Below are 12,697 nucleotides of genomic sequence, written 5' to 3'. Positions count from 1 at the left end.
GCGGGCGGGGGCGCCCCCGCGGGCGCCGCCCGGCCGGGCTCCCCCCGGGCGGTGGGCCCCCCGGGGGGCCCCCCCCCCGGGGGGGGCGCCGCTCCCCGCTTTCCGGGGGCGGCAAACGTGATCTGCTCCGCAGAAAGTCCCCGGTCAATCGCGGTGCCACCGTGCTACAGTCGAGTCAGTTGCAGTTTTGGTTCCCATGAACGCTTGTGTGCGCCTGCTGGTCCCAACCAACAGGCGCATTTGTTTTGTCCGGTGTTTCACTCTCCGGATGGGGATCGCGGCTACTTGGGGATTCACGAGGTGTGAATCCCCGATGCCCCAAAAGAAGGAGACGGTTATGGCTACCGGCACCGTGAAGTGGTTCAACAGCGAAAAGGGCTTCGGCTTCATCGAGCAGGACGGCGGCGGCCCGGACGTGTTCGCCCACTACTCGAACATCCAGGCTCAGGGCTTCCGCGAGCTCGTCGAGGGCCAGCGCGTGGAGTTCGACGTCACCCAGGGCCAGAAGGGCCCGCAGGGCGAGAACATCCAGGTCATCGGCTGACGTCAGCCACCACGCTGACGCGCGATCCTGTGATCTCGTGAAGCGGGGGCCCGCACCGCGAGCCGGTGCGGGCCCTCGTTCATGCCGCCGAACGGCCGGGGCGGCGCACTTCCTTCCGACGGCCGACCAGCCCGCACCGCGGGCTGCCGACCGACCGACGGAGACCCCGTGACCACCCCTGCCCGCACGCCCCGCGACCGTGGCGCCCGCAACGGCGACCAGCACCGCCCGGCCGACCAGGCCCGCCGCACCGACCGTCCGCGCCGCAGCGGTGAGGGCGCCGACCGCCCCCGCAAGCCGCGCAACCGCGTCGGCGCCCCCAAGACGACCCGCACCGCCGCCGAGCCCGCCGACTTCACCGTCGTCGAGGGCACCCCGGCCCGGCCCCCGGCGGCCACCTTCGCCGAACTCGACCTCCCCAAGGCGATCCTCAGCGCGCTCACCCGCGAGGGCGTCACCGAGCCGTTCCCGATCCAGGGCGCCACGCTGCCCGACTCGCTCGCCGGCCGCGACGTGCTCGGCCGCGGCCGCACCGGCTCCGGCAAGACCCTCGCCTTCGGCCTGCCGCTGCTCGCCCGCACCGCCGGCCGCCGCGCCGACGCCCGGCACCCGCTGGCGCTCGTCCTGGTGCCCACCCGCGAGCTCGCCCAGCAGGTCACCGAGGCGCTCACCCCCTACGCCACCGCCGTCAACCTGCGGATCACCACCGTGGTCGGCGGCATGGGCATCAGCCGCCAGGCCAACGCGGTGCGCCGCGGCACCGAGGTCCTGGTCGCCACCCCGGGCCGGCTGGACGACCTGATCGGGCGCGGTGACGTCAACCTGTCCGACGTCGCCATCACCGTCCTGGACGAGGCCGACCAGATGGCCGACATGGGCTTCCTGCCGCAGGTCAGCAAGCTGCTGGAGCAGGTCGCCGAGAACGGTCAGCGGATGCTGTTCTCCGCCACCCTGGACCGCAACGTCGACCGGCTGGTCAAGCGCTTCCTGAACGACCCGGTCACCCACTCGGTCGACCCGTCGGCCGGCGCGGTCACCACCATGGACCACCACGTCCTGCAGCTGGAGCCCACCGACAAGGCCTCCGCCACCGCCCACATCGCCTCCCGCGACGGGCGCGTGATCATGTTCGTGCACACCAAGCACGGCGCCGACCGGCTGGCCAAGCAGCTGCGCGCGACCGGCGTCCAGGCCGCCGCCCTGCACGGCGGCAAGTCCCAGCCGCAGCGCAACCGCGTGCTCGACCAGTTCCGCGAGGGCGAGGTCACCGCGCTGATCGCCACCAACGTCGCCGCCCGCGGCATCCACATCGACGGCCTCGACCTGGTCGTCAACGTCGACCCGCCGATCGACCACAAGGACTACCTGCACCGCGGCGGCCGCACCGCCCGGGCCGGCGAGTCCGGCACGGTCGTCACCCTCGTGCTGCCCGAGCAGCGCCGCGAGGTCAACCGGCTGATGACGGTCGCCGGGATCCGCCCGACCATCACCAAGATCCGCCCCGGCGACGCCGACCTGGCCCGGATCACCGGCGCCCGCACCCCCAGCGGCGTCCCGGTCGCCCCGCCCGTCCCGGCCGCCCAGGCGGTCGAGAAGCCGGCCGACGGCAAGCCCGCCGCCGCCCGCCGCCGCCCCGCCAAGCGCTCCGGGCTGCCGACCGACGTCGACATGAACGGCAACCCCCGCCGCCCCCGCCCCAAGCAGCGCCTCGGCGCGGCCGCCCAGGGTGAGCGGCCCCAGGCCGCCGGCTTCATCGGACGCTCCTCGGGCCGGCCCAAGCCCGGCAGCGGCTCCAAGTCCGGCGCCAACTACGGCACCGGCCGCCAGCGCCGCAAGTTCGACTGACGGTCCGCCGAGTCCCGGTGAACGGGCTCCGCGCTCCTCCCCACGGGGAGCGGCGCGGAGCCCGTTCCGCTTTTCGACCGGACGGCCCGACGGCCCGCCGCCGACTCGCTGAACCGCCATGCGGCCCGGTGCCGTTGCGCTGAACGGCCCGGCCGCCCCGCCCTACACGGAAGCGGCCGTCGGAGCCAGCCGGCGCAGCCGCTCCGCCGTCTCCGCGTCCTGCGGCGCCATCACGATCAGCTGCAGCCCCTCAGCCGCCAGCAGCACGTGCTGGTCGATCCGCAGCTCGCCCAACTCCTCGTGCCGCAGCACCTTCTCCGTACCCGCGCGCTCCGCGACCTGGTGCTCGTCCAGCCAGCGGTCCGCCTCCGGGTGCTCGTCGCGCACCTGCTGGATCATCCGGCCCAGCCGGCGGCCCACGGCCGTCGCCTCCCCGCCGCGCTCGGCGTAGGCGGAGCGCAGCTGCGCCAGGAAGCGGCGGGCGTGCACCTCCCAGTCCTCCACCCGGCCCCGGTGCACCGCGTTGCCGAACACCACCCAGGCCAGGTTGCACTCCTCCGACGGCCGCCCGGACAGCCCGAACAGCGCGTCCGCGCCCGGATTCCACGCCCGCACGTCCCAGTTGGCGTCCATCACCCAGGCCGGCGACGGCCACTGCGCGTGCATCAGCCGCAGCAGCGCCGCCGGAACCTCCGCCGCGCCGCTCACCTCGCCGTCCAGCGGACGGCCGCTCGCCAGGCGGAACAGGTACGCCGTCTCCGCCCGGTCCAGCCGCAGCGTCCGCGCCAGGCTCGCCAGCACCTCCGGGGACGGATGGATGTCCCGCCCCTGCTCCAGCCACGTGTACCAGGTCACCCCCACCCCGGCGAGCAGCGCCAGCTCCTCCCGCCGCAGCCCCGGTGTGCGCCGCCGCACCCCCGGGGCCAGCCCCACGTCCTGCGGCGTCAGCCGGGCCCGCCGGGTGCGCAGGAAGCCCGACAGCTCCGCGCGACGCTCCTCCGCCTCGTTCATGTCCCCCGCCCTTCCTGGTGGTCGAACTACCAGTATCGCCACGCACTGCCGCGCCGGCGGCGCTCGGGTGAACCTTGATCACGACACCGCACCCGCTGCGCGAGGAAACCGTGATGAACCGTCAGAACACCGCTGCCCGCCGCACCCTGGTCGCCCTCGCGGCCGCCGCCCTGCTCGGCACCGCCGGAACGCTCCCGGCCGCCGCGGCCTCCCACCACCCGGCCCCGGCCGTGGTCACCGGCCACGCGCCCACCCTGGTGCCCGAGTCGGGCGTCTGGGACGCCTCCCACCACCGCTTCCTGCTGGGCTCGCTGCGCCACGGCACCGTCTCCGCCGTCGGCCTCGACGGCAGCGTGCGCACCCTGGTGCAGGACCCGGCGCTGACCGAGATCGCCGGACTGCGGATCGACCCCGTGCACCGCCGCGTCCTGGTCACCGACCTCGACAACGGCGTCGGCGAGCGCAGCAGCGCCGCGACGCTGGGGAAGATCGCCGGGATCGGGGCCTACGACCTGGACACCGGCCGCCGCCTCTTCTACACCGACCTCGCCGCCGTCGCCGGCGACGGCGGCAGCCACCTGGCCAACGACATCGCGGTCGGCCCCGACGGCACCGCGTACGTCACCGACTCCTTCGCCCCCGTTGTCTACCGGGTGGCGCCCGACGGGACCGCCGCCGTCCTGCTGCGCGACCCGCGCCTGGCCCCCGCCCCCGGGTCGTACGGCCTCAACGGCATCGTCCACCGCGCGGGTCGTCTGATCATCGGCAAGTGGGACGACGGCACGCTGTGGAACGTCCCGCTGGCTGACCCGGCCGCCGTGCGGCGCGTCGAGGTGGCCGGCGGCTCCTCCCTGCTGCACCTGGACGGGCTGCTCGGTCGCCCCGACGGCTCCATCGCCGGCGTCACCAACAACCTCCTGGGCGCCGGCCGCGACGCCGAGGTCGAACTGCGCTCCGACGACCAGTGGCGCACCGCCCGCCTCACCGCCGTCCGCCCCTCCGCGGACGCCGCCCCCACCGCTCCCGTCGCCGGGCCGGCCGGCAGTCTCTACCTGCTCTCCGGCGGGCTCGCCGACGCCCTCGCGGGCCACCCGGCGGACGCCTTCACCCTGCGCCGGATCTGATCGACCAGCCGGCAGCGCCCGCACGGCGCGTCCAGCCCCGGGCTGGGCGCGCCGTCGACGCTCCCGCGCACCGTCATCGTTCCCACGCACCGTCCCTGCGCCGCCGCTCGTCAGCAGGAGCAGATCGCCCGGCACGGCGTGGCCCCGGGAGAGGTCGAGGACGCCGTGCTCACCCGTCCTCACGGGCCCTCCGGCGGCCGGGCCGCCTTCACCACCTCGCTGCGGCTGCCGAAGCCGGTGCCGATCGAGGACGCGGGCGCCGCTCCTCAGGCGGTGAGCGCCGGGGCCGACCGCGCGGCCCGGCGGGCCTGGTCGTAGCGCTCCAGCAGCAGGGCCGCCAGCTCCGGAGCCGGCCCCAGGGTGTCCGCCACGGTGTCCGCCACCGGGTCCGCCCCCGCCGCCGCGGCCGCGATGCGGTCCGGCAGCAGGCCCGGGGCCAGCAGGTACGGGGCGACCGCCGTGCGGGCGGCGCCCGCCGCACGCACGGCGGCGAGCGCCTCGGGCACCCGCGGCCCGCCCGCCGAGGCGTAGGCGACCTCGACGGCGGCCCAGCCCCGGGTGCGGCGCCACTCGGCGGCGACGGCGCGGGTGGCGGCGTCGGCCGCCGGATCGGAGGAGCCCGCGGCGGCCAGCACCACACCGGTACCGGCCCGAACCGCGGCGGAGGCGACGTCGAGCCCCGCCTCGGCGAGGCGGCGCTCCAGCGCGGCGAGCAGCAGTGGCGACGGACCCAGCACGTCCGCGACCGGCAGCCCCGCCCCGGCGGCCCGCAGCGCGGCGGGGATGTCGTGCTTGGCGTGGAACGCCCGGTTGAGCAGCAACGGGACGGCCACCGCGTCGCTCAGCCGCCCCACCACCTGGGGGATCCGCGGCGCGCAGTGGTCCAGGTAGGCGGTGGCGACCTCCAGGCCGGGCCGCTGCGCCTGCACCTGCCGCACCAGGGCGGCCACCGTCGCGGCGTGGCGCGGGTCGCGGCTGCCGTGGGCGATCAGGAGCAGGGCGGTCATCGGCGGAGCCTCACTTGGCGGCGGCCAGCAGGCCGCGGTTGCGCAGCACCCGGCGCTCGACCGGCGTGAACACCAGCAGTTCGATGGCGATGCCCACGAACAGGATGAGGATGATGCCGAGCAGCACCCCGGACATGTCGGAGAACTCGCGCTGGTCCTCCAGGAACCGGCCCAGGCCCCGGCCGAGGTCGGGGGAGGAGGCGACCAGTTCGGCGGCCATCAGCGAACGCCACGAGAACGCCCAGCCCTGCTTGAGCCCGGCCAGGTAGCCGGGCAGCGCGGCCGGGATCAGCACGTGCCGGGCGCCGGACAGGCCGGTGGCGCCGATGGTGCGCCCGGCACGCAGGAACAGCGGCGGCACCTGGTCGATGCCGGCGACCAGCCCGTTGGCGATGGACGGGACGGCGCCGAGCAGGATCACCGCGTACATCATCGAGTCGTTGATGCCGAGCCAGATCACCGCGGCCGGCACCCAGGCGACCGAGGGCAGCGACTGCAGGCCCTGGAGCACCGGGCCGATCGCGGTGCGAACCGGCCGGACGCGGGCGACGACCAGGCCGATCGGGGTGCCGATGGCGACGGCGAGCAGGAAGCCGGACAGGCCGCGCCACACGCTGGTCCAGATGATCGAGAACAGCGTGCCCTGGTACCAGAGGTCCTGCGCGGAGTGCCACACGTCCGCCGGGCTGGGCAACTTGTAGGAGGAGGTGAGGTGCAGGCTGTAGGCGCCCTGCCACAGCGCCAGCACCACCAGCACGCCGATCAGCGGCGGCAGGGCCTTGCCGCGGAGCACCTCGCCGAGCGAACTGCGCTGCGCGGAGACCGCGTCGAGGGCGTCCAGGCCGGCGCCGACGTCGGCGGTGTCGCCGGCGGGGCCCTGGTCGGGGCCGTGGTCGGCCGTGCCGTCGGCGCGGTGGGCGAGCGTGGTGTCAGTGCTGGACATGGCGACGGATCTCCCCACGCAGTTCTTCGGTGATCTCGATGGACAGGTCGGCGACGCCGGCGGACTCGATGCGGCGCGGCTGCGGCAGGTCGATCCGCCACTCGCGGGCGACCCGGCCGGGGCGGGAGGAGAGCAGCACGACGCGCTGGGCCAGGCGCACCGCCTCGCGCACGTTGTGGGTGACGAACAGGACGGACAGCTGCCGCTCGGACCAGATCCGGGTGATCTCGTCGTGGAGCACGTCCCGGGTGATGGCGTCGAGCGCGGCGAACGGCTCGTCCATCAGCAGCACCCTGCTGCCCTGCGCGAGCGCCCGGGCCATCGCCACGCGCTGGCGCATGCCACCGGACAGCTCGTGCACCCGCTTGCCGTACGAGCCGTTCAGGCGGACCAGTTCGAGGAGGCGCTCGGCCTCGGCGCGGCGCTCGGGGCGGGGGACCCCGGCCAGTTTGAGGGCCAGCTCGATGTTCCGGCCGGCGGTCAGCCACGGGAACAGCGCGTGCTCCTGGAACATCAGCGCGGGCCGGCCGCCGGGCACCTCGATGGTGCCGCGGCTGGGCTCGTCCAGGCCGGCGACCAGGTTGAGCAGGGTGGACTTGCCGCAGCCGGAGGCGCCCAGCAGGGTGACGAACTCGCCGGGCGCGACGTCGAGGGTGATGTCGTCCAGGACATGGGTCTGCGCGCCCGGACGGCCGAAGGACTTGTGCACGTGCGAGATGCGGACGGCGGGCGCGCCGTCGCGGGCGTCGACGGCGGCGGTGTCGGCCTCGGTGGTCAGTGCCGGGGTCATCCGGGCACCTCCTGCGTGAGTGGTCATGGTCCCTCCCGCCGGTCGGCGGGCGAGGAGGGAGGGGTCTGCGGAGCGGGGCCGGGGCCCGGCCCCGCCCGTCCCGGTGGGCATCGATCGGGGATCGACCGGACGGGCGGGGGCCGGACCGCGGAACTGGAGGGGCGGCGCTACTTGGTGCCGAGTCCGGCGTCCGCCACGGCGGGCCGGCCCTGGGCCGCGAGGACCTTGTTCAGCAGGGTGAGGTCGTAGATGCCGTTCAGGTTGGGCTTCTTGAGGAGCCCGGCGGTCACGGCGTGGTCGGCCTCGGCCTGCAGGGTGTTCGCCAGCGGGTCGTCCAGGAAGTCGATGTCGGCCCAGGCGGGGTCGAGCACCGCCGGCTCCAGGGCGTTGCCGGCCTCCTTCTTGATCGCCTCGTTGGCGTCGGCCTTGGCCTTGTCCGGGCTGGCCTTGATGAAGGCGTTGGTCTTCACCGAGCCGCGCAGCACGGCCTCCACCACGTCCGGGTGCTCCTTGAGGAACTTCTGCGAGACGATGATGTTGGTGATCACGAACTTCTTGTCCGGCCAGACGTCCTTCTCGTTGAGCAGGACCTTCGCGCCGAGGGTGACCAGCTTGGAGGCGGTCGGCTCGGGCACCCACGCGCCGTCGATGGAGCCGGACTTGTAGGCGTCGGGGGTGACCTTGTTGTCGGTGCGCACCACCGAGACGTCGCCCGCGCCGGAGGCCGCGTCGACCTTGTAGCCCTTGCCCGCCAGGTAGTTGAGCAGCGCCACGTCCTGGGTGTTGCCGAGCTGGGGGGTGGCGATCTTCTTGCCCTTGAGGTCGTCCAGGGAGGAGATCTTCTCGGGGTTGACGACCAGCTTGACCCCGCCGGAGGCCGAACCGGCGATGATCTTCAGCGACTTGCCGTCGGACTTGGTGTAGCCGTTGATCGCGGGGGAGGGGCCGATCCAGCCGATGTCGATGGACCCGGCGTTGAGCGCCTCGATCTCGGCCGGACCGGCGTTGAAGACCTGGGTCTTGACCTGGGTGGCGCCCAACTCCTTCTGGAAGATGCCCTCCTGGAGGCCGACCAGGGGGGTGCCGTGGGTCAGGTTGGCGAAGTAGCCGATCTTCACGGTGTCGGCGGAGAGCTTCGCGCCCGAGCCGCCGGCGGTGGCGGCGGCGTCGGCCTTGGTGTCGGAGGACTTGTCGTCGGCCTTGGAGCCGTAGCCGCACGCCGACAGCAGCGCCACGGCGGTCAGTCCGGCCGCGGCGGCCGCCGCGGAGCGTCTGATCCGGCCGGCGTTGGGGCGGACGTGCGGATGGGAGGACGGGTGCGGTGCCATGGCGAGTCCTGTTCGTGGACGGAACCGTCAGGAGGCGGTTCCCGGGTGGACGGTCGGAAGGTGGTGCGCGCGGCAGCGGGTGCCGGGGCAAGCCGGGCGGCTGTGGGGGAAGACAGCCCGGTGACAGGGCGTTCTCAGCCCTGTCGGCCCGCACATCGGGTCAGGCCGCCCTGGCCGCTGCCGAGGACGCCGCTGCCGATGCGGCCGCCTTCCTTGTCCATGCCCGAGAACGCCTCGCTGGGCATCAGACCCAGTCCTCCTCGTCGGGTGCGTCGGGTGCCTCGTCGGTTCGTACGGCCGCGAAGGCCTCGCCGGTCATGCCGGCGGTGAGGGTGGTGCCGTCGGCCGGGTCGATCAGCAGGAACGAGCCGGTGCGGCGGTTGTCGGTGTAGCTGTCGAGGGCCAGCGGCTCGGCGGTGCGCAGGATCACGTGGCCGATGTCGTTGACGTTCAACCCCTGGTCGCCGCTGCGCCGTTCGAGCGTGTCGATGTCGATCCGGTAGGAGATCTCCTTGACCAGCGCGCGCACCGTGCGGGTGGTGTGCTTGAGCAGCACCTTGTCGCCGGCGCGCAGCGGCCGCTCGTTGAGGTGGCTGACGGTGGCTTGGATGTCTTTGGTGGGGGTGGGGGCCGGGCCGGTGGCGAGGAGGTCGCCGCGGGAGATGTCGAGGTCGTCGGCGAGGCGGACGGTGATGGACTGCGGGGCCCAGGCGATGTCCGTTGCGCGGCCGAGGACGTCGATGCCGGCGACGGTGGTGGTGTGGCCGGAGGGCAGCACGGTGACCGGGTCGCCGACGCGCAGGACGCCGGAGGCGAGTTGGCCGGCGTAGCCGCGGTAGTCGGAGTGTTCCTCGGTCTGCGGGCGGATGACGTACTGGACGGGGAAGCGGGCGGGCTCGGCGCTCGGGTCGCTGCCGACCGGGACGGTCTCCAGGTGCTCCAGGAGAGTGGGGCCGGCGTACCAGTCCATGTGGGCGGAGGGCTCGACGACGTTGTCGCCGGCGAGGGCGGAGATCGGGACGGCGAGGACGTCGGTGATGCCGAGGGAGGCGGCGTAGCCGGTGAACTCGGCGGCGATGGCGGCGAAGACGGGCTCGGCGTAGCCGACGAGGTCCATCTTGTTGACGGCGAGGACGACGTGCGGCACCCGCAGCAGGGCGGCGACGGCGGCGTGGCGGCGGGTCTGCTCGACCACGCCGTTGCGGGCGTCGACCAGGACGACGGCGAGTTCGGCGGTGGAGGCGCCGGTGACCATGTTGCGGGTGTACTGCACGTGGCCGGGGGTGTCGGCGAGGATGAAGCGCCGGCGGGGGGTGGCGAAGTAGCGGTACGCGACGTCGATGGTGATGCCCTGTTCGCGTTCGGCGCGCAGGCCGTCGGTGAGCAGGGCGAGGTCGGGCGCGTCCTGGCCGCGGCCCAGGGAGACGCGCTCGACGGCCTCCAGCTGGTCGGCGAGCACGGACTTGGAGTCGTGCAGCAGGCGGCCGACGAGGGTGGACTTGCCGTCGTCGACGGAGCCGGCGGTGGCGAAGCGCAGGAGCGAGGTGGCGGTGCCGGTGTGGATCGTGTCGGCCCGGGTGGTGCTGGTCATGGTTAGAAGTACCCCTCGCGCTTGCGGTCTTCCATCGCGGCCTCGGAGAGCTTGTCGTCGGCGCGGGTGGCGCCGCGCTCGGTGAGGCGGCTGGCGGCGATCTCGGCGATGACGGCCTCGATCGTGGTGGCGTCGGAGTCGACGGCGCCGGTGCAGGACATGTCGCCGACGGTCCGGTAGCGGATCAGGCGCCGCTGGACGGGTTCGGTGTCCTTGGGGCCGCCCCAGGCGCCGGCGGTCAGCCACATGCCATTGCGGGCGAAGACGTCGCGCTCGTGGGCGTAGTAGATCTCGGGCAGGTCGATGCCCTCGCGCTCGATGTACTGCCAGACGTCGAGTTCGGTCCAGTTGGACAGCGGGAAGACGCGCACGTGCTCGCCGGGGGCGTGGCGGCCGTTGTAGAGCGACCACAGTTCGGGGCGCTGGCGGCGCGGGTCCCAGGCGCCGAACTCGTCGCGCAGGGAGAAGACGCGCTCCTTGGCGCGGGCCTTCTCCTCGTCGCGGCGGCCGCCGCCGAACACGGCGTCGAAGCGGTTGGTCTCGATGGCGTCGAGCAGCGGCACGGTCTGCAGCGGGTTGCGGGTGCCGTCCGGGCGCTCGCGCAGCCGGCCGTCGTCGATGAAGTCCTGGACGTGGGCGACGTGCAGGCGCAGGTTGTGCTGCGCCACGACGCGGTCGCGGTAGGCGATGACCTCGGGGAAGTTGTGGCCGGTGTCGACGTGCAGCAGGGAGAACGGGACGGCGGCGGGCGCGAAGGCCTTCAGCGCCAGGTGCAGCATGACGATGGAGTCCTTGCCGCCGGAGAACAGGATCACCGGACGCTCGAACTCCCCCGCGACCTCGCGGAGGATGTGCACCGACTCGGCCTCCAGCGCGTCCAGGTGGGACAGCGCATGGGGGTACCTCCGGCCGGAGGCTGGGGGAGGGTTGTCCTCGGTGCGGACGGGACTGTCGGTCGCGGTGGTCATGCCAGGCCCCTCTCGGTCAGGAAGGCGTGCAGCTCGGCGGCGCTCTCGGCCACCTCGCGGCCCTGGGTCTGCAGTCGCAGCTCGGGGTCCACGGGCGCCTCGTACGGGTCGTCCACGCCGGTGAGACCGGAGATCTCGCCGGCCGCCTGCTTGGCGTACAGGCCCTTGACGTCGCGTTCGGCGCACAGCTCGACCGGGGTCGCGACGTGGATCTCCAGGAACTCGGTGCCCGCCGCGGCGTGCCGCTCGCGCACGGCGGCGCGGGAGTCGGCGAAAGGGGCGATCACCGGGGCGAGGACCTTGACGCCGTTGGCGGCGAGCTTCTCGGCGACGAAGCCGATCCGGGTGACGTTGGTGTGCCGGTCCTCGCGGGAGAAGCCGAGGCCCTTGGAGAGGAACTCGCGGATCTCGTCGCCGTCCAGGACCTCGACCCGGTGGCCCTCCGCACGCAGCCGCTCGGCCAACGCGAACGCCAGCGTTGTCTTGCCCGCACTCGGCAGCCCGGTCAGCCACACGGTGGCGCCGCGCTCGCAGGGGACGGCCGCACGGGCCGCCTCTGCGGCTCCGTCGGCGGCCAGGGTGTTCGCTGTCACGGTCTCTTCCTCACGGGGTCGTTGACGATGGGTCGGTGAGCGGGCGTCAGAGGTGGATGCCGCACTCGGTCTTGCCGGAGCCGGACCAGCGGCCGGCCCGGGCGTCCTCGCCCTCGGCGGGCTTGCGGGTGCAGGAGAGCGGCGAGCACCCGATCGAGGTGTAGCCCTCCCACAGCAGCGGGTTGAGCAGCACTCCGTGGGCGGCCACGTAGGCGTCCACGTCCTCCTGCGTCCACCGGGCGATCGGGGCGATCTTGACCTTGCGGCGCTTGGCGTCCCAGGCCACCACCGGGGTGTTCGCCCGGCTCGGCGACTCGTCGCGGCGCAGCCCGGTGGCCCAGGCGTCGTAACCGCCCAGACCGCGGTTCAGCGGCTCGACCTTGCGCAGCGAGCAGCACAGGTCCGGGTCGCGGTCGTGCAGGTGCGGCCCGTACTCGGCGTCCTGCTCGGCGACGCTCTTCAGCGGCGTGAGCGTGATGACGTTGACCGGCATGGTCGCGGCCACCGCGTCCCGGGTGCCGATGGTCTCCGGGAAGTGGTACCCGGTGTCCAGGAACACCACGTCCACGCCGGGGAACACCGAGGAGGCGAGGTGGGCGACCACCGCGTCCTCCATGGAGGAGGTGACGCAGAACCGCTGGCCGAAGGTGTCGGCGGCCCAGCGCAGGATCTCCTGCGGCGTGGCCTCCTCCAGCTCGCGGCCGGCCCGGACGGCGATCTCCTCGTGGTCAGTCGTCGTGCGGCTCATGGGAGGTCCCCCCGTGGGTCGGTGCCAGCAGGCCGAGGAACTTCAACTGGAAGGCGCGGCGGCAGCCGTGGCACTCCCAGGCGCCGTGCCCGGCCTCGGAGGGGCGCAGATCCTCGTCCCCGCAGTAGGGGCAGAAGAACGGCGCGGCCCGCTCACTCATGCGCTCTCCTCGCTTCGCTCGTCCGGTCGACCCTGCTCGTCCCGT

The 12,697-nt window shown here is 73.8% G+C and carries 13 protein-coding genes; 3 read left to right on the top strand and 10 right to left on the bottom strand.

The window, feature by feature from the left end:
- The first annotated feature begins 337 nt into the window (after window positions 1–337).
- On the top strand, window positions 338–544 hold the full coding sequence (locus tag ABT247_RS10240) for a cold-shock protein (RefSeq protein WP_207816199.1): 207 nt from the start codon (window positions 338–340) through the stop codon (window positions 542–544).
- Window positions 545–712: 168 nt separating this feature from the next.
- A complete protein-coding gene (locus tag ABT247_RS10235) occupies window positions 713–2,389 on the top strand; it encodes a DEAD/DEAH box helicase (protein ID WP_350740897.1) in 1,677 nt (558 codons plus the stop codon).
- A 162-nt stretch (window positions 2,390–2,551) separates the two neighbouring features.
- Here the strand turns inward: ABT247_RS10235 and ABT247_RS10230 are convergent, their stop codons facing one another.
- On the bottom strand, window positions 2,552–3,400 hold the full coding sequence (locus ABT247_RS10230) for a helix-turn-helix transcriptional regulator (RefSeq protein ID WP_350740895.1): 849 nt from the start codon (window positions 3,398–3,400) through the stop codon (window positions 2,552–2,554).
- Window positions 3,401–3,513: 113 nt separating this feature from the next.
- On the opposite strand from ABT247_RS10230, the gene ABT247_RS10225 reads away from it, so the two are divergent.
- Entirely contained in the window at window positions 3,514–4,524 is a 1,011-nt protein-coding gene (locus tag ABT247_RS10225; protein ID WP_350740893.1) for a hypothetical protein, read from the top strand.
- A 266-nt stretch (window positions 4,525–4,790) separates the two neighbouring features.
- On the opposite strand, the gene ABT247_RS10220 is transcribed toward ABT247_RS10225, so the two are convergent.
- The 9 genes from ABT247_RS10220 to ABT247_RS10180 form a co-directional block, all read right to left on the bottom strand.
- On the bottom strand, window positions 4,791–5,531 hold the full coding sequence (locus ABT247_RS10220; RefSeq protein WP_350740891.1) for a sirohydrochlorin chelatase: 741 nt from the start codon (window positions 5,529–5,531) through the stop codon (window positions 4,791–4,793).
- 10 nt (window positions 5,532–5,541) lie between these two features.
- Window positions 5,542–6,474, bottom strand: coding sequence for an ABC transporter permease (locus ABT247_RS10215; protein ID WP_350740889.1), 933 nt, complete (start codon window positions 6,472–6,474; stop codon window positions 5,542–5,544).
- Window positions 6,461–7,264: an ABC transporter ATP-binding protein gene (locus tag ABT247_RS10210; protein WP_350740887.1), complete on the bottom strand. Its 804-nt coding sequence runs from the start codon at window positions 7,262–7,264 to the stop codon at window positions 6,461–6,463. Before ABT247_RS10210 ends, ABT247_RS10215 begins: the two co-directional genes overlap by 14 nt.
- Window positions 7,265–7,431: 167 nt before the next feature.
- Entirely contained in the window at window positions 7,432–8,592 is a 1,161-nt protein-coding gene (locus ABT247_RS10205) for an aliphatic sulfonate ABC transporter substrate-binding protein (RefSeq protein WP_350740885.1), read from the bottom strand.
- A 244-nt stretch (window positions 8,593–8,836) separates the two neighbouring features.
- Window positions 8,837–10,183: a sulfate adenylyltransferase subunit 1 gene (locus tag ABT247_RS10200; RefSeq protein WP_350740883.1), complete on the bottom strand. Its 1,347-nt coding sequence runs from the start codon at window positions 10,181–10,183 to the stop codon at window positions 8,837–8,839.
- Window positions 10,184–10,185: 2 nt separating this feature from the next.
- Window positions 10,186–11,151, bottom strand: a complete 966-nt coding sequence (cysD, locus tag ABT247_RS10195; RefSeq protein ID WP_350740881.1) for a sulfate adenylyltransferase subunit CysD — start codon at window positions 11,149–11,151, stop codon at window positions 10,186–10,188.
- Window positions 11,148–11,729 (bottom strand): adenylyl-sulfate kinase, encoded by a 582-nt coding sequence (gene cysC / locus ABT247_RS10190; protein WP_350740900.1) that lies wholly within the window; start codon window positions 11,727–11,729, stop codon window positions 11,148–11,150. The genes cysD and cysC overlap by 4 nt, the downstream gene beginning before the upstream one ends.
- Window positions 11,730–11,790: 61 nt before the next feature.
- On the bottom strand, window positions 11,791–12,492 hold the full coding sequence (locus tag ABT247_RS10185) for a phosphoadenylyl-sulfate reductase (RefSeq protein WP_350740879.1): 702 nt from the start codon (window positions 12,490–12,492) through the stop codon (window positions 11,791–11,793).
- The gene (locus tag ABT247_RS10180; protein ID WP_350740877.1) at window positions 12,473–12,652 is read right to left on the bottom strand and encodes an eL43 family ribosomal protein; all 180 of its coding nucleotides are present in this window, start codon (window positions 12,650–12,652) and stop codon (window positions 12,473–12,475) included. The genes ABT247_RS10185 and ABT247_RS10180 overlap by 20 nt, the downstream gene beginning before the upstream one ends.
- Between the last annotated feature and the right edge of the window lie 45 nt (window positions 12,653–12,697).

The organism is Kitasatospora sp. NPDC001539 (assembly GCF_040298565.1).
In the GTDB taxonomy this organism is placed as follows: Bacteria; Actinomycetota; Actinomycetes; order Streptomycetales; family Streptomycetaceae; genus Kitasatospora.
This window is presented reverse-complemented; position numbering and strand designations above follow the sequence as displayed.